Source organism: Pseudomonas sp. 2822-17 (assembly GCF_002742485.1).
GTDB classification, from domain to species: Bacteria; Pseudomonadota; Gammaproteobacteria; order Pseudomonadales; family Pseudomonadaceae; genus Aquipseudomonas; species Aquipseudomonas cyclaminis.
Genome location: NZ_LJRZ01000371.1, coordinates 39,983 through 56,720, shown reverse-complemented (window position 1 = coordinate 56,720; position 16,738 = coordinate 39,983). Strand labels below are relative to the sequence as shown.

Sequence of the window (16,738 nt, the reverse complement as noted above, 5' to 3'; positions counted from 1 at the left end):
GTCAGGCAGGGCATCACGGCGCCCCACCTGACAAAGCATAGCTATCTGCTCAGGGTTTGCTGGCTTGCGCAGGTTGCGTTCGTCCGCTTTCCCAGCCGCCGCCCAAGGCCAGGAACAGGTCGATCTGACTCATCGCAACCTGGGTGTTGGCCGCCGCCAGCTGCGCCCGCACGTCGGTGTAGGTGCGGGTGGCTTGCAGGTCCGCCAGGAACGACGCACGGCCGGCCTGGAAGAAGCGGTGGGTCTGCCCCGCCGCTTCCTTGGCCGACTCACCCGCTTCGGCCAGTGCGTCGCGCCGTTGCAACTGCGCGGTGTATTGCGCCAGGCCGGTCTGGGTTTCGCGGATGGCGTTGAGTACCACTCCGTCGAAATGCGCCAAGGCGCCCTGGGTTGCGGCTTCGGCTTCGTGGACACGGGCACGGGCGCCGTTGGTCGGCACGGTCCAACTGATCATCGGGCCAAAACCCCAGCGGTTGGTCGCAGGCGTGCCAAGGTTTTCGAGCAGGCCGACGGTGCCCACCGTGGCGCCGATGGCGATGTCCGGGTACAGGGCGCCAGTGGCCACGCCGATCCGAGCGGTGGCGGCGGCCAGTTGGCGTTCCGCCTGGCGCACGTCGGGGCGGCGCTTGAGCAGCGCCGCGCCGTCACCCACGGGCAGCAGTTGGGCGATGTGCGGTAGCTCGGCGCAGCTGCCGGTGCCCGCTGGCAGTTGGTCCAGCGGCTTGGCCAGCAGCATCGACAGGCGGAACAACCCGGCCTGGCGCGCCGCTTCGTAGCGCGGCATGTCGGCGCGCAGGGATTTGTACTGGGTTTGCGAACGGGTGACCTGGGTTTCATCGCCACGGCCGGCGTCGCGCAGGCGCTGGGTCAGTTTGGTGCTTTGGGCTTGCAGGTCCAGGGACTCGTTGGCAATCGCCAGTTCTTCGTTGGCCGCGCACACTTGGGTGTAGGAACGCACCACATCGGCCACCAGGGTGATACGTGCGATATCGGCAGCGGCCTGGGCCGCATCGGCGCTGGCCTGGGCGCTTTCGATGCCGCGTTGCAAGGTGCCGAACAGGTCGAATTGATACGAGGTAGTGATGCCGACGCTGCCGATGTTACCCACCGGCACTTTGTCGGCCAGCAAAAATGCTTCGCCGGACTCCTGCAGGCGCTGCGCCTCGGCCTTGGCGCCGAGGCTCCAGCCGCCGGCAGATTCAGCCTGTTGGGTCTGGAAACGCGCACGCTGCAAGTTGGCAGCGGCCACGCGCAGGTCGGTGTTGGAGGCCATCGCTTGGCGCACCAGTTCGTCCAGGCGCGGGTCTTTGTACAGCTTCCACCAGTCGCTCGGCACCGGCGCCGACACCACGTTGGCGCCCTCGCCCGCGATTGGCCCTTGCAGGTCGCCACGGTTGACGGCGGCCTTGTCCGGCAGCGTGTAGTCCGGGCCTACCACTTGGCAGGCCGACAGCAACAAACCCAGCGCGGCGGTTGCCAACAGCTGCTTCATGGCGTGGCTCCGTCATTGGGCTTGTCGCCAATGATCGACACCGTGGCCGTGCGCCCGGCGATCATACGGAAGTCCGCCGGCACGTCGTCAAAGGCGATGCGCACCGGAATCCGCTGGGCCAGGCGTACCCAACTGAACGCCGGGTTGACGTTGGGCAACAGGTTGGAGCCGCTGCTGCGGTCACGGTCTTCGATACCGGCGACGATGCTCTGCACATGGCCCCGCAGGCGGGCGTTGTCGCCGATCACGCGGATGTCCACGGCCATGCCGACGTGGATGCCGTCGAGCTTGGTCTCTTCGAAATAGCCGTCGATATGGAAGGAATTGCTGTCCACCACCGACAACACCGGGTGGCCGGCGGTGACGAATTCCTGGGTACGCGGCGCGCGGTCGTTGACGTAGCCGTCCACCGGGCTGCGGATCACCGAGCGATCCAGGTTGAGTTGGGCCGAATCCACCGTCACTTGCGCTTCGGCCAGGGCCGACTGGGCACGGGCCACGCGGGACTGGCTTTCTTCCAGTTGCTCGCTGGGCACCAGGTTGCCGAGGCCACGGTTACGCTTGTACTCGCGGCTGGCCTGGGCCAGGGTTTCCTGGCGGTCGGCCACGGCGGCCTGGGCCTGGCGCAGGGCCAGCTTGAAGCGGTCCTGGTCGACGGCAAACAGTACCTGGCCCTTGGTCACCAACTGGTTGTCGCGCACGTCCACGCGCTGGATCAGCCCGGACACGTCCGGGGCGATCTGCACGATGTCGGCACGAATGTGGCCGTCGCGGGTCCAGGGCGCAAACATGTAGTACATGACCATGCGCCACACAACGACGACCGCGAAGCTCACGATCAACAGCGTCAGGACTACACGGCCGATGGTCAAAAAAGGTTTTTTCATGTCATCAGGTATCGACTGAGTGAGTCCACCGCGCCCAGCAACAGCGCGTAGAGCCCCACATTGAACAATGCCCGGTGCCAGACCAGGCGATAGAAGTGCATGCGCGTCAACAGCCCGTGCACCACCAGGAACAACACGTACGTAATGCCCATCAGCACCAGCAGCGTGGGCAGGAACACCCCGCTGATATCCAGATCACCGATCATAAAGGCGCTCCATCCGGCAGCGGCGCTTCCAGCTCCGTGCCACCAATAAATTCGACGCCGGGCAACAGCGCCAGGCGCAGGCCGGCCAAGGCGTGCAACAGGTGCAGGCGGGTGTCGTCTTCGTCCTGCAGGCCTTGCCCGTTGAGGGCGCGGCGCGTGCGGTCCAGGGTCATCAGCAGACCGCTGGGCGCGGGCAAGCGTTCACCCGCCTTGAGGCAGGCTTTGAAGTAAGCGCCGACGCCTTCCACCACTTGGTTGAGCAACACCCGTGGCACGCCGAGGATGCGCGGCGAATAGGCCAGCAGGTCGAGCAGGTTCAGCGCCACGCGCAAATCGCGCAGGGCGATGCCGGTGTCCTGGCCGGTAAGGGCCAGGCGCGGCAGGTGCTGCATCAGGCGATCGAGCATTTGCACGGCCAGGTGCCGGTGTTCAGCCAGGGTGGCGGGTTCGGTGAGGCCGACGATGTCACGCCAGCTGAAACGGGTCAGGCGCTTGGCCGCGAATTCGGCGCCAAAAGGCCGTGCGACCAACGTCCACACAAAGGCAAACAGCAGGCCCACAGGCCCGGCCAGATTGACGTTGGCGAAGTTGAGGAAGTCCGCGTCGTAGGCGCCCTGGATACTGATAAACGACGAGGTGTTCACCAGCGTCAGCAACATGCCCAAGTAGAATCGCGGCTGCACGGTTAGGGTGCCGATGCAGATAAACGGCACGGCGAACGCCAGCACCAGCATCGGAAAATCGTGCAGGTTGGGCAGCACCAGAAACAGGTACAGGCTGGCGAACAGCACCGACATGGCGGTCCAGAAAAAGAATCGATAGATCTGCGGCGCCGGGTCGTCCATCGACGCGAAGAAGCTGCACGCCACGGCGGCCAGGATCACGGCGCTGCCGCCGTCGGTCCAGCCCAGCAGAATCCACAGCACCGAGGCGACGATGATCGCGGTGACGGTGGAAAACGCCGAGTAGAACATCAGGCCACGGTCGAGGAATGGCGTAAGCCGGCCCAGGCGCCAGTGACGGTATACGGCGCGCCAGGTGTCTTGGCTTTCGCACTGGATCGCGGCCTGCAGGCTGCGGCAGTCTTGCCACAGGTCGATCCATTCGCCCAGGCGGTACAGCGCGTTGGAATACAACAAGGTGTGGCGATCATCCAGCGCTTCGCCTTGGGGTTGCAGGGCGTCGACCTGATCACGCAGGGCGCGCCAGCTTTCCATGGGTGCGCTTTCTTGGGTGCCTTCCAGCCATTGGCTGGTGGCTTCCAGGATCGGCTTGATGCGGTCTAGAAATTCCGGCGCACGGTGCTCGATGGCGTACAGGGCATCATCCAGGGCATCCACCACCGGCAGCAGATGGATCATGCGCCCACGCAGTTCCTTGGTGTTGCGCACTGTCTGCGGCCGCGCGCCTTCGTGGGGCAACTGGCCGATCATCAATTCAAGGGTGTTGAAGGTGGCAACCATGCCGCCGCGCAAGGTGCTGACCTCTTCCGGCGCCACGTTGCGCGTCAGAAAGCGCTGGCTGTAGACCTGGGCATCGGCAAACCACTTGGCCACCGAGCCATCGAATACCGGCATCAGGCGGCGCGGCCAGAACATCGCGCCCACTACGGCAGCGACTGCAATGCCGAGGAAGATTTCTTCGGTCCGCGCCTCGGCGACATCCCACACCGCCAGCGGGTTATCCACCACGGGCAGGGCGATCAGCGGCAGCGTGTAGCCGGCCAGCATTAGCGCATAGTTGTTGGCGGTGCGCAGGTGCATGGAGAGGAACAGCAAAGTGCCCGTCCACAGCGCGATCACCACTACCAAAATGTAGGGTGACTGCACGAACATCGGCACGAAAAACACCGCCGCCGCCGCGCCCATCAAGGTGCCAATGGCGCGGTACAGGGCCTTGGAGCTGGTGGGGCCGACAAACGGGCTGGAGACGATATACACCGTGGCCATCGCCCAATACGGACGCGGCATTTGCATGAGCATGGCGATGTACAGCGCGATCATCGACGCGGCGAAGGTACGCACGCCGTAGAACCAGTCGCGGGCGGGCGGAAAACCGGTAAAGAACCCGTTCAAAGCGTCGCCGCCTCAAAGGCGCGCAGCACACGAAGCGCGGCTTCCATATCGGCGGGTGCGATCTGCGCCAGCACTTCGCGGCGCAGGCGCACCAGTTGCACTTCAACCGCTTGCACCAACTCACGGCCACGCTCGGTGAGGCTCAAGGCCTTGGCGCGGCGGTCGTGGACATCTTCGGTACGGCACACGTAGCCGTCATTGCACAGGCGATCCAGCAGGCGCACCAGGGACGGGCTTTCCATCCCGGACGCCTGGGCCACTTTGACCTGGTGCACACCGTCGCCCAAACGACCGATCATCAAGAGCGGCACGGCGCAGGCTTCGGAGATGCCATAGCTCACCAGCGTGGTCTGGCAGATTTTGCGCCAGTTACGGGCGCCCACCACCATGCTGCTGCTGAGGTTCATCTGGAGTTGTTCGAGGGATTGAGGCACTGGATAGTTCGCATACAGTTAGTTTGCTAACTATCAATATGATGGAGGGTGGTTGTTCCGTCAAGTTTTGAAACAATTTAGCGATGGGTGGAGCGTTTCAGTAGCAGCAGCGCAAAACCCATGTGAGAGGGGGCTTGCCCCCGATTGCGGTGGGCCAGTCATTGATGCATGCGCTGGCAAGCCCCCTCCCACATTTGGATCGGTGTCGGCTTGCTGGATTTTCCATTATGTCGAGGCCATAGGGCAGGGAGACCAGTGCGGCGGTTTTGGATGTCAGATGAGGTTGTGCCACAGACTTGATGGGTTCTCAGGTCTCTTGGCCGGTCAGGGTTTTTTGCACCATCGCCATACGCTCCAGACTTTGATTGCCTCCGAAATAATCACTAACACAGCCATTAACACCAAATTGTAGTTAGGGACAAGCTGAGCCCCTACCAGCAAAGGCGAAACAGAAGGCACAATAAAAGCCAATCGCAAGGGTGTTTGAAGGTAAGTAACCCACCTCACCTGTTTACGTCCAAGAAAGAACAGTAGGCACGAAATCACGATGGAAACTTGCAGCAGCATGGCAAAGCCGAACATGTATAACTGCACAACACTATGATCACGCAGTACCCATAAAGCACTTTCAAGATCGCTTAAATAAGGAATCCTTGCCTGTATTGCGCTGGCCACCGCATAACGAATCAGATAAAGGGCATCCATGGCTCCCCAAAACCAAAAAACATGCTTGCGCGTCATTCTCCTGCCTCCTTGTATTCGTAGAACACGTCCGGTGTTACAGGCTGCCAATGCCACGACTTACCACCCACCTGCCAGTTGTCATCTCCCTCCATATAACGTTGTTTTATATGCCGCAGCTCTCCATATCGACGCTCAACTGATCGGTGAGTAAGTTGATCATCTCGACTATCAAGCCTTACCCACCGTTGAGTCATAACTCTCGTAGTGTTCGCGAGATCTTTTCCATCCGAGAGAAATACCCTCCCCTCATCCCCTGCTGAAACCAACCGATTAGCGGCGAGGATCACGGCATTTTGAATTCCATCGTAATCGATGCTTACTTTCTCCCATTTACCAGGCCCAACATACAGTCGGCGCCCCATTAGGTGTCCATACTTGACGCGACATTCGCGACTTAAGGGGAGAAAGGGATAGTCCATCACAAACAACCACTCACCGGCCCCTAGTTTATCCAAAACCCGCCGCTGGTCTTTTTCAGCGGAGCAGCAAGCGGAAGAAAGACCGCACTCATTGAGCAATTTACTCAACCCGGGCAGCGCATACGGGGCGCGAAAAAACTCTCGCACTTTTATTCCCGAAAAATAGGGGCTCTCGATCTTTGTGAGTTCATAACTTTCAATTTCTTCGCGTGGGACCAGGCGTTTCATGTTGCGTCCAGAGCAGGGAGTTAGCGCCTGTTAATAACGACTCCCACACACCGGCCACTATCGTCCACTTCCCTTTAGTCGATAGGAAGTTTCCCAATTTCACGCAGAGCGCTCCCCACCTCCTCCTCAATAAACTCAAACACCTCCTCCGACACGCTGTACTGAAACTGCTTGCGCCGGTGCTTGGAAACCTTGCCGTCGTTATCCAGGCACATCATCACCAACCCCCGATAAATCACTGCCGCGCACGTCAAAACGTTGATTCACGGCCTTGATCACCCGGTCATAACGTTCGAGAAATTCGGTTTCCTCGCGCAGTTCCACTTCCAGGGCGCGGCGGGCCATTTGCAGGGTGAATTCGACGCAGCAGGTGGCGTCCCAGTAGCGGTAGATCGAGGGGTGGCCGATGAAGTCGAAGGCCATTTGATCGCCGTCCAGCCAGGTGACGTCCCAGAACTCGCGCGTCGGTCGTGAAAAACCTTTGAGCGCCTCCAGATAGGCCTGCTCTTCGTGCTTCATCGCGACGGACACCGGCAGCAGCAGGCCATTTTCCAGTGCGCCGTAGTGGCAGAGCGTTTGGTGGATCAGGAAGCGCGAGAGGCGCCCGTTGCCGTCCATGAACGGGTGCAGGAACACAAAGCCGAACGCGGTAACGGCCGCCGCTACCAGCGGATCGACGCCGCGTACCGGTTGGTTGGCGAAGGCCATCAGCTCTTCCATCAACTCCTGGCGCAACAGTTGGACGAAGCGGCGGGATTTTTCTTCGCTCGGTTGTTCTTTTTCGATGGCGAACGAGTCGCGGGTTTCGTGGAGGTAGGCCCACTGGATGGCACGGTCCATCATTTCGGGTGGGAGGGTGGCCATGAAGGATTTGGCGCGGTCGAGGATATCGAAGCTCAGAAGCGCTTCTATCTCTGGTGTTCGCTCCACGGTCGCGCAATAAGCCAAAGAACCCAAGCCATTGAAGTCGATGCGCCAACGGGAGTTACGCGTAGACGGCCCCGTCACGTAACACTGCGGGTCAAACAGAGGAGAAACCCGGCTGTTGATCGGTTTGTTGTAATCCAAGCGTTGACGGGGTCAAGCCCTCCCATAGGTAGCAAACCTTTCGGATAAAAAGACCGTTGGGCGCTTTTTCCAGCTCACGTAGCAGTGAGTCAGCGCTAACGACTTCAAGGGCCTGGGCCAGAATGCCGAGGTTGATGCCTTCATGCTTGAGAGCGAAAAGAATGTGCTCAAGCACCGAGTCAACAGCGAGGGCGACGGCGTGAGGAACGGCCAGGCAATCACCAATCATCGAGATGCGTGTGACGGGCTTGATCATGGCAGCACGGGCAGGCGCAATGGCTTTCAACCCGAGGGACTGATGGAGATGGGCATATCCATCAAAGTCATCGCACAGACTCAGAAAAAATTCACTGACGCGATTAAAGCTTAGATTTTTTCAACCAGCCTCGTTTTTTTTCAAGTGATCAACCTTTTGCTAGGTTTTTTACACACCTCGCCCATTCCGCAACATCAGATTCAACTCATCCACCACCACCGCCCAATCCGCGTCATCCAAAATTTCCTCACGCAACAAAGCGCTCTGGCTGTCGGTCCAGAAAAACGCATCCGCCAATTTCAGATCCGGTTTGAGCGGTGAATGACTGGCCAAGAATTGATCAATGCTCTTCGGGTCATCCGGCAAACCCAACTGTTTGAACAATGACGGCAAGCTATGCACTGGCGATTCCATGGCGGGCTCCTAAGAAGGTGATTCTCCAGAGTCTAGTCCAGGCGCCAGCCAGGCCAGCAAACCTTCGACGCACTGCTGCGCCGGTAACACGCCGGTATCCAGCACCAACGCAGTATCCCTCGGCGGCTCATAGGGTGAACCCACGCCGGTAAATCCTGGCAATTCGCCCCGTCGCGCCCGGGCGTAGTGCCCTTTGGGATCGCGCCCTTCGCACACCGCCAAGGATGCACTGCACCACACTTCCCGGTAATCCGCGCCCAGGCGTCCGGCAAACACCGCCCGCAATTCGGTCAGCGGCGCGATCATCGCGAGGATCACGATCTGCCCGTTGTCCACCAGCAGCGCCGCCAGTTCGCTGGCACGGCGGATGTTTTCCTCGCGGTCGCCGTCGGCAAAACCCAAGTCTTTATTAAGGCCGCCGCGCAAGGCATCGCCGTCGAGCACGATGCTTTGCCGACCCTGTTCGAAAAGCGCAGCTTGCAGCCCCTGGGCCAGGGTCGACTTGCCCGATGCGGGCAAACCGGTGAGCAGGATCGCCATACCGCGATGCCCATTACGCGCCTCGCGCTGACGGCGCGTGATGCTCGCCGTCGGCGCCACCAGGTTACTGGGCAACAGCACGCGGCACCGGTGCAGCGATGTTGCCGGCAGCCCAGGCCGATTCACGGCTGGCCAGCGCGGTGGCGATGGTCTGCACGCGGTCAGAGTCCAATTGCTCGGGCAACGGGTCGAGCCCGGCGCTGGCGAAGATCTGGCCGTAGGCATTGCGCAGGTCGGCATAGGCCAGGTCACGGCGCAGGTCGGCTTGCAGGGTGTTGAGTTCGCCCTGGATCAGGTCCAGTTCGCCCAAGCCGGCTGCTTCATGCCGGTTGCGCAGTTGGGTGAGGATTTGCCCGTCGATGTTCGCCAGTTGTTCGTTGGTCTTGAACTGGCGCACGGCGTCCTGGTAATTGGCGTTGGCCACATAGACTTGTGCCAGCACCGCGATCGACATGGCCTGGCGCCGTGCGGTGGCAACTTCTTCGCCAGCCTTGGCCACGTCGATGGCCGCCGGGGCGGAGATCACGTTGAACAGGTTCCAGGTGATCTTGGCGCCATAGTCAGCCCAACGATTGTCTACCAGGAACGAGTTGCTGTCGTAGTGCCCGCCAGCGGAAAACTCCAGGCCCGGCAGCAGGCGCAGCATGGCTTTGCGGGTTTCCGCAGCGCTGATGCGGGTCTGGTAATCCTGCTCACGCAGTTCCGGGCGATTGGCCAGGGCTTCCTGTTCCAGGCTGCTCAGATTGACCTTGAGTTGAGGCACCGTGTACTCGTCCGGCGTGGCCAGCTTCAGGTCGGTGCCCATGGGCAGGTTGATCAGGGTGGCCAGTTCAGTCTTGGCCAGGGACAGGGCGCGGCGCTGCTCCTGCAATTGGCGTGTGGCTTCGATCAGCGAACGCTGGTAACCGAGGGCCTGGACCGGGTCGCCGATGCGCTGCTCGCTCATGTTTTGGCTGTTGGCCTGTGCTTGATCGACCCGTGCCATCAGGCTGTCGATCTGGGTCAGCAGACGCTCGGCGGCCACCGCGCGCCAGTAGGCAGAGCGCACGTCCTGAACGATGGTGTTGATCACCTTGCGTCGACGTTCCTGGATGATCAGGCGCTGGTCGCCCTGCTGCTTGGCGCTGATGTAGCTGACGCCGAAGTCGAGCACGTTCCACACCATGGTCAGGTCCGCCACACGGCGGTCGCGATCCTGGGAGGTGGACGGCTCCAGGGACTGCGTACCGGTGAGCACGCTCTGGCTGCTGGAGGCGTTGGTGTTATTGCGCCCGGCGTAGCCTGCGGACAGGGCCATGCGCGGCAGCATGTCGAAACTGGACAGGTCCGATTGGCGCTTGGCCAAGGCTTCTTCCATCACCTTCAAGCGACCTTCGAGGTTGTATTTCACCGCACGGGCCATGGCCTGGTGCAGAGTCAAGGGGCCGCTGAGGGGCTCTTGATCCTTGTACATGCCGTGTAGATCGCTGCGGGCTCGCTGCTCACTGACACTGCGCTCAATCGGTTCGCTGGTGACCGCGCAACCGCTGATCGCCAGCACCAGCAGGCTGGCGCCGAACAACTTTTGACCTGTCTTCATCCCTGTACCGCCCCTGTTCCTGCGCAAAATTGGAGTGTGTTCAAGCCTGCATTTCGCTGATGCCGACCTGTTGCAGCGCGGCCGCCAGGTCCATCACCTGACGATGCTCGGTGTCGTTGATCTGTTGCAGTTGCTGGCCAAGAGTCGGCGCGCCAAATACGCCACGCAGGCCCTGGGCCGCGTCGCCGCTGCCCTTGATCGACTTGTTGTCGAACGCCTTGAAGCCACTGTCGTCGCCGCTGTTCTCGCGGTTGAACAACCCCGAGAGCGTGCTTGAACCAAACACCCCGCCATCGCCGCCACCAAACCCGAGGAAGCCCTGGCCACTGCCGTCCCCACTGCTATCGGTGCTGAACACCTGGGCGATGAAACTGGGCGACGAAGCGCCGTTGTTGATGAAAATACTGCCGATGGGCGGCAAGCCCCCGCCCATTTCACGTTGCTCGAACAGCGGCGGGAAGCCGATAGGCGAACCCAGCTCGCCCCCCGGCCGGCCGAAGATGATCGGCTGCAACGGCTGGTTCGGTGCGTCCACAGGCGCCGTCGGCGTGGTAACACGGAACAGGGGGTCGCCCGTCAGCGCGATGGTGTTGATCGCAAAGTTGTTGGAGTTGGCAAAACCGCTGCCGGCGTTGCCCGCGAGGTCCGCCATCAGGCTGGAATCCAGCGTGATGAAGTTGCTCGGGTCGTTGATATTGGCCGTCGGTGTCAGGGTCGCGGTCCAGGTCTTGCCGCCGTCGTTGGTGGCCAGGTTGGACAAGGTGCCATTGGCCACGCTGAGGTCATCCAGCTCGAAACCGCTGACCTTCTCGCTGAAGGTGAAGGTCACCGTGGTGGTCTGCCCGACCGTCAGGTTGGAGTTGGCCACGCTGATGGTCGCGGTAGGCCGCTCACCATCAATGGCAAAGTTGTTGGAAATCACGATGCCGCTGCCGACGTTACCCGCCGCATCATTCACCAAGCCGGTGTCCAGTACGATCAGGTTGGTGGCATCGCTGATCGCCGCCGTCGGCGTCAAGGTAGCCGTCCAGGTCTTGCCGCCATCGCTGCTGGCCAGGTTGGACAGCACACCGTTGGCCACGCTCAGGTCCGACAAATCGAAACCGCTGACCGCTTCGCTGAAGCCGATGGTCACTGTGGTGGTCTGGCCGATGCCCAGGTTGTTGTCCGCCACGGAGATCGTCGCCGTAGGACGCTGGGTGTCGACCGCGTAGTTGTTGGAGTCGGTGGTGCCCACGCCGGCATTGCCCGCGCCGTTGATCAGGCCAGTATTGTCCAGGGTGATGACGTTGCTGGTATCGGCAATGCTCGCGCTCGGCGTGAACGTGGCCGTCCAGGTGACGCCACCGTCGGTGGACGACAGATTACTCAGCGTGCCGTTGCTGACGCTCAGGTCGCTGTTGTCGAAACCGCTCACCGCCTCGTTGAACGTGATGGTCACCAACGAGGTTTCACCGATGTTCAGCGCCGTATCGGCGACCACGATGGTGGCCGTCGGCACCTGGGTATCGATGCTGTAGTTGGCCGAGTTGCTGGTACCGGTTCCGCTGTTGCCCGCCGCGTCACTCACGCCGGTGTTGTCCAGGACGATCAGGTTGGTCGTGTCGCGCACGCCGAGGGCCGGGGTGAAGACGGCGGTCCAGGTCAGGCCGCCGTCGCTGCTGCTCACCGCGCTCAGGGTGCCGTTGGCGACGCTTAGGTCATCATTGCTGAACCCGGTGACGGCCTCGCTGAAGGTGATGGTCACCAACGAGGTTTCGCCGACACTGAGGCTGGAATCAGCCAGCACAATCGTTGCGGTTGGACGCTCGGTGTCCAGCGCATAGTTGTTCGAATCGGTGCTGCCGACATTGGCGTTGCCGGCCAGGTCGACGACGCCGCCACTGTTGAGTGTGATGAGGTTGCTGCTGTCCGTGACCCCGTTGGTCGGCGTGAGCGTCGCGGTCCAGGTGATGCCGCCGTCGCTGCTGCTCAACCCCGAGAGCACGCCGTTGGCCACCGTCAGGTCGGCGCTGGTGAACGCCGTCACGGCCTCGCTGAAGGTGATGGTCACCAGTGAGGTCTCGCCGGCGGCAATGGCGGTGTCCGCCACAACGATGCTCGCGGTGGGGCGCACTGTGTCGACCGCGTAGTTGTTGGAATCGGTGGTGCCCACGCCGGCATTGCCCGCGCCGTTGATCAGGCCAGTATTGTCCAGGGTGATGACGTTGCTGGTATCGGCAATGCTCGCGCTCGGCGTGAACGTGGCCGTCCAGGTGACGCCACCGTCGGTGCTGCTCATGGTGCTGAGTGTGCCGTTGCTGACGGTCAGGTCCGAATTGTCGAACCCGCTGACCGCCGAGTTGAAGGTCACGGTGACCAACGAGGTCTCGCCGATACTCAATGTGGTGTCGGCAATCACAATGGTCGCCGTCGGCACGTTGGTGTCGACCTGGTAGTTGTTGGAGTTGGTGGTGCCGGTACCGGTGTTGCCCGCCGCATCGCTGACGCCGGTGTTGTTCAGGATGATGAGGTTGGACGTGTCGCTGACCCCGAGGGCCGGCGTGAACGTGGCGATCCAGGTGATGCCGCCATCGCTGCTGCTGACCGCGCTCAATGTGCCGTTGGCCACGCTCAGGTCCGAATTGTCGAAACCACTGACCGCTTCCGAGAACGTAATGGTCACCAGCGAGGTTTCGCCGACGCTCAGCGCGGTATCGGCGACAACGATGGTGGCGGTCGGGCGCAGTGTGTCGACGGCATAGTTGTTGGAATCGGTGGTGCCGCTGCCGGTATTACCTGCCCCGTCGACAATCCCGGTGTTATTGAGGGTGATCAGGTTGGTGGTATCGCTGACGCCCGCCGATGGCGTGAAGGTTGCGGTGTAGGTGATGTTGTCGCTGGTGCTCAGGCCGCTCAGGCTGCCATTGGTGACACTCAGGTCAGCCAGGGTGAAACCGGTCACCGCCTCGCTGAAGGTGATTGTCACCACGGAGGTTTCGCCAATAGCAACGGCCGTGTCGGCGACCACGAGGGTGGCGGTGGGGCGCTGGGTATCGATGGCGTAGTTATTGGAGTCGGTGGTGCCGCTGCCTGCGTTGCCCGCCGCGTCAGTCACACCGGTGTTGTCCAGGGTGATGAGGTTGCTGGTGTCGCTGAGACTGGCGCCGGGGGTGAATGTCCCGGTCCAGGTAATACCGCCGTCGCCACTGCTCAGGCCGGTGACAGTGCCGTTGGCGACCGTCAGATCGGCGGCGGTAAAACCTGTTACCGCTTCGCTGAACGTGATGGTGACCAGCGATGTTTCGCCGACGCTCAACGCGGTGTCGGCCACCACGATGCTGGCGGTGGGACGTTGAGTGTCAACCGCAAAGTTGTTGGAGCTGGTGGTGCCGCTGCCCGCGTTACCGGCCGCGTCCGCCACGCCGGTGTTGGCCAGGACGATCAGGTTGGTGGCATCGGTGGTGCTGGCGCTCGGCGTGAGCGTGGCGGTCCAGGTAATACCGCCGTCACCGCTGCTCAGCCCGCTCAAGGCGCCGTTGGCGACGGTCATATCGGCCAGGGTGAAATCAGTGACGGCCTCGCTGAAGGTGATGGTGACCAGCGACGTCTCACCGATGTTCAGTGCGCTATCGGCCACCACGATGCTGGCGGTCGGACGCAGGGTATCGACGGCATAGTTGTTCGAGTCGGTGGTGCCGCTGCCGACGTTGCCGGCCAGGTCGGCAATACCGCTGTTGGTCAGGGTGATCAGGTTGGTGGTGTCACTGATGCTGGCCGTCGGGGTGAGCGTTGCAGTCCAGGTGATACCCCCGTCGCTGCTGCTCAGTACGCTCAAGCTGCCATTGGCAGCGCTCAGGTCGGCCAGGGTGAAACCACTTACGGCCTCGGTGAATGTAATGGTCACCACGGAGGTTTCGCCGATACGCAACGCGGTGTCGGCCACCACGATGGTGGCGGTTGGGCGTTGCGTATCGATCGCGTAGTTGTTCGAGTTGGTGGTGCCCACGCCAGCGTTGCCGTTGAGATCCGCCACGCCGCTGTTGTTCAGGACAATCAGATTGGAGGTGTCGGTGACCGTCGCATCCGGCGTCAGCGTGGCGGTCCAGGTGATGCCACCGTCACTGGTGCTCAGACCGCTGATCGAGCCGTTGGCGACGGTCAGGTCAGCGCTGGTGAAACCGCTCACTGCTTCGCTGAAGGTGATGGTCACTGCGCTCGTTTCGCCGATCCTGAGGGCGGTGTCGCTGACCACGATGGACGCCGTGGGCGCCACGGTATCGTTGACGATGTAGTTGTTGGAGTTGGTCGTGCCCACGCCGGCGTTGCCGGCCAGGTCGGCTACACCGGCGTTGTTCAGGGTGATGACGTTGGTGGTGTCGGTGATGTTGCTGGCCGCAGTCAACGTGCCGGTCCAGGTGATGCCGCCATCGCCACTGGTCAAGGTGCCGACGGTGCCGTTCTGCACCGTCAGGTCCGCCGCAGTGAGGCCCGTCACGGCTTCGGAGAAGGTGATGGTCACCGTCGAGGTGCCGCCGGAGTTCAGGTTGGTATTGGCCACCACGACGGTCGCGGTGGGCGGCGTCTCGTCCGGCACATAGTTGGTGTTGATGGTGCCGCCATCGCCGTAGACGTTGGCCACCGAGGACGGCGAAACACCCGCGGTACCCGCGCTGGTCCCTCCCACGCCACTGCCGCCAACGTTGCCGGCCAGTGCCGCGAAGTTGGCGGCGGTGATCAGGATCGAGCCTTTGTTCCAGATGGCGCCGACCCCGACACCGCCCGCGCCACCTGCCTGGAGATAGCTGCCGCCGGCGCCACCACCGCCACCGCCACCGCCCGCGCCGACGTTGTTGGAGAGGGTCGAGTTACCGATGATCCGCAGGGTCGCGCCGGTGTCGTTGTAGATCCCGCCCACCGCGCCGCCGCCGTCGCCACCGAAGTTGTCGTACCCGTCACCGCCGCCGCCACCGCCGATGGACAATCCGCCGCTGCTGGCCGTACCACCGGCCGAGCCGGTGCTATAACCCGGATACGCCGCACCGCCGGCGCCACCCGTGGTGGAGCCGCCACGCCCGCCGATGTTGAAGAAACCGCCGCCCGCGCCGCCCTGCCCCGCGGTGCCATTGCTGCCCGTGGCGTTGAGGCTGTCGCCGCCCTTGCCACCGGTACCACCGGTGATCGCGCCGCCACCACCACCGCCGCCACCGGCGTATTGCGGCGTTACACCGCCGCCGCCACCACCGCCGGAAGCGGCGTTGGCGGTCACGGTGACGTTTCTCAGGGTCAAGGTGCCTGCGTTGTAGATGCCGCCGCCCTTGGACACCAGCGCATCGTCGCCGCCATTACCGCCATTGCCGGCCGTCATGCCCCGGGTAATCACCAGGCCATCGAGGGTAGCCGTGGTGCCGGATGTCACTTGTAGGATCTGGGTGCGATACTGGCCGTCGAGCGTCACGTCGGCCACGTTGTCGTTATTGAGGTCACCGTCGATGGTGACGTTTTTGTTGACCAACAGCACCTGGGTCAGGGCAACGGTCATGGAGCTACTGAACGTGACAATGTCGCCGTTCTGCGCGGACGACAGCGCCGCACGCAAGGAACCGACGCCGGAGTTGAGGTTGTTGGTGGCGGTCCAGGTGGCCAGGCCCCATTGGTATTCACTCATGGCGCTGGCGGACAGCACGTTGGCGCTTTCGATGTTGCCGGTAGCGATTTCCAGGTCCCAGTCGCCGCCCAGGCCGGTGCGGTCGTTGGATGCGGCCACGTCGCGGCCGGTCAATTGCGCCAATGAATCGACCAGACTCAGGCCACGCTCGCCTTCGGCGGTGTAGCAGCCATAAATCAGGATATCGCCGCCCACGTTCATGTCCTGGCCGATCTGCGCCAATATCTCGCTGCGGGCCTGGACGTTATCCGCCGACAGGTAACTGTTACCCAGCCACAGATCGCCGGCATTGCCGTGGGCGATGATCTGCACCGAACTCACGCCCTGGTGGCTGTCGAGGTAATCGGCGATCTGCTGCAAACCGTCCTTGTTCGCCTCCAGTTGCACCACCTGGGTACCGGGCGCCACACCTTCGAGCAGGCTCGCGGAATCCTTGACCCGGGAATCGACGAACAACACGCTCTTGCCCGGCACCGCCGCCTGGGTCGCATCGACCTGGCCCTGGGGCGCGTGCGTGTCTGCCGGCTGGTCGGCGGTGGAAGGCTTGGCCGCCTCGGCCGTGGGATGGGCATCCGGCTGCGCGGCATCGGCCACGGTGGCCGCCACCGCGCCGTCGAACAGCATTCGCGGCTCCAGGCACATAATCATTGGCGATGCCAGGGCTTGCGCGCCCTCGGTTACCCGCGATTTGCCTTTGCTCCACCACATGACGATCACCCGGACTCGAACGACTTGAATACGCAAAAAAG

Annotated in this window: 11 protein-coding genes and 1 pseudogene; all 12 read right to left on the bottom strand. The window is 62.3% G+C overall.

Annotation, left to right across the window (positions count from 1 at the left end; all coding sequences use genetic code 11):
- Positions 1–49: 49 nt before the first annotated feature.
- On the bottom strand, positions 50–1,492 hold the full coding sequence (locus AOA60_RS10290) for an efflux transporter outer membrane subunit (protein ID WP_099584333.1): 1,443 nt from the start codon (positions 1,490–1,492) through the stop codon (positions 50–52).
- Entirely contained in the window at positions 1,489–2,379 is an 891-nt protein-coding gene (locus tag AOA60_RS10285; protein WP_099584332.1) for an efflux RND transporter periplasmic adaptor subunit, read from the bottom strand. The genes AOA60_RS10290 and AOA60_RS10285 overlap by 4 nt, the downstream gene beginning before the upstream one ends.
- The gene (locus AOA60_RS10280) at positions 2,376–2,585 is read right to left on the bottom strand and encodes a DUF1656 domain-containing protein (RefSeq protein ID WP_003187469.1); all 210 of its coding nucleotides are present in this window, start codon (positions 2,583–2,585) and stop codon (positions 2,376–2,378) included. Before AOA60_RS10280 ends, AOA60_RS10285 begins: the two co-directional genes overlap by 4 nt.
- On the bottom strand, positions 2,582–4,660 hold the full coding sequence (locus AOA60_RS10275) for an FUSC family protein (protein WP_099584331.1): 2,079 nt from the start codon (positions 4,658–4,660) through the stop codon (positions 2,582–2,584). Before AOA60_RS10275 ends, AOA60_RS10280 begins: the two co-directional genes overlap by 4 nt.
- On the bottom strand, positions 4,657–5,067 hold the full coding sequence (locus AOA60_RS10270) for a MarR family winged helix-turn-helix transcriptional regulator (RefSeq protein ID WP_099584330.1): 411 nt from the start codon (positions 5,065–5,067) through the stop codon (positions 4,657–4,659). The genes AOA60_RS10275 and AOA60_RS10270 overlap by 4 nt, the downstream gene beginning before the upstream one ends.
- Before the next feature lie 351 nt (positions 5,068–5,418).
- The gene (locus AOA60_RS10265) at positions 5,419–5,835 is read right to left on the bottom strand and encodes a hypothetical protein (protein WP_099584329.1); all 417 of its coding nucleotides are present in this window, start codon (positions 5,833–5,835) and stop codon (positions 5,419–5,421) included.
- Positions 5,832–6,485: a hypothetical protein gene (locus tag AOA60_RS10260; RefSeq protein WP_099584328.1), complete on the bottom strand. Its 654-nt coding sequence runs from the start codon at positions 6,483–6,485 to the stop codon at positions 5,832–5,834. Before AOA60_RS10260 ends, AOA60_RS10265 begins: the two co-directional genes overlap by 4 nt.
- Before the next feature lie 74 nt (positions 6,486–6,559).
- Positions 6,560–7,887 (bottom strand): annotated as a pseudogene (locus AOA60_RS10255) (Fic family protein).
- Between the two features lie 90 nt (positions 7,888–7,977).
- Complete coding sequence (locus tag AOA60_RS10250) at positions 7,978–8,223, bottom strand: DUF2789 domain-containing protein (protein WP_099584327.1); 246 nt, start codon at positions 8,221–8,223, stop codon at positions 7,978–7,980.
- A 9-nt stretch (positions 8,224–8,232) separates the two neighbouring features.
- Complete coding sequence (cysC, locus tag AOA60_RS10245) at positions 8,233–8,838, bottom strand: adenylyl-sulfate kinase (RefSeq protein WP_099584446.1); 606 nt, start codon at positions 8,836–8,838, stop codon at positions 8,233–8,235.
- The gene (locus AOA60_RS10240) at positions 8,828–10,342 is read right to left on the bottom strand and encodes a TolC family protein (RefSeq protein WP_099584326.1); all 1,515 of its coding nucleotides are present in this window, start codon (positions 10,340–10,342) and stop codon (positions 8,828–8,830) included. The genes cysC and AOA60_RS10240 overlap by 11 nt, the downstream gene beginning before the upstream one ends.
- Positions 10,343–10,382: 40 nt before the next feature.
- Positions 10,383–16,697 carry an Ig-like domain-containing protein gene (locus tag AOA60_RS10235; protein ID WP_099584325.1) on the bottom strand — a complete coding sequence of 2,105 codons (6,315 nt, stop codon included), beginning with the start codon at positions 16,695–16,697 and terminating at the stop codon, positions 10,383–10,385.
- Positions 16,698–16,738 lie beyond the last annotated feature (41 nt).

Bases quoted from the DNA above. Each gene is read 5' to 3' on its own strand.
- AOA60_RS10290 (WP_099584333.1), bottom strand. From the start codon at position 1,492: ATGAAGCAGCTGTTGGCAACCGCCGCGCTGGGTTTGTTGCTGTCGGCC.
- AOA60_RS10285 (WP_099584332.1), bottom strand. From the start codon at position 2,379: ATGAAAAAACCTTTTTTGACCATCGGCCGTGTAGTCCTGACGCTGTTG.
- AOA60_RS10280 (WP_003187469.1), bottom strand. From the start codon at position 2,585: ATGATCGGTGATCTGGATATCAGCGGGGTGTTCCTGCCCACGCTGCTG.
- AOA60_RS10270 (WP_099584330.1), bottom strand. From the start codon at position 5,067: ATGAACCTCAGCAGCAGCATGGTGGTGGGCGCCCGTAACTGGCGCAAA.
- AOA60_RS10265 (WP_099584329.1), bottom strand. From the start codon at position 5,835: ATGACGCGCAAGCATGTTTTTTGGTTTTGGGGAGCCATGGATGCCCTT.
- AOA60_RS10260 (WP_099584328.1), bottom strand. From the start codon at position 6,485: ATGAAACGCCTGGTCCCACGCGAAGAAATTGAAAGTTATGAACTCACA.
- AOA60_RS10250 (WP_099584327.1), bottom strand. From the start codon at position 8,223: ATGGAATCGCCAGTGCATAGCTTGCCGTCATTGTTCAAACAGTTGGGT.
- AOA60_RS10240 (WP_099584326.1), bottom strand. From the start codon at position 10,342: ATGAAGACAGGTCAAAAGTTGTTCGGCGCCAGCCTGCTGGTGCTGGCG.
- AOA60_RS10235 (WP_099584325.1), bottom strand. From the start codon at position 16,697: ATGTGGTGGAGCAAAGGCAAATCGCGGGTAACCGAGGGCGCGCAAGCC.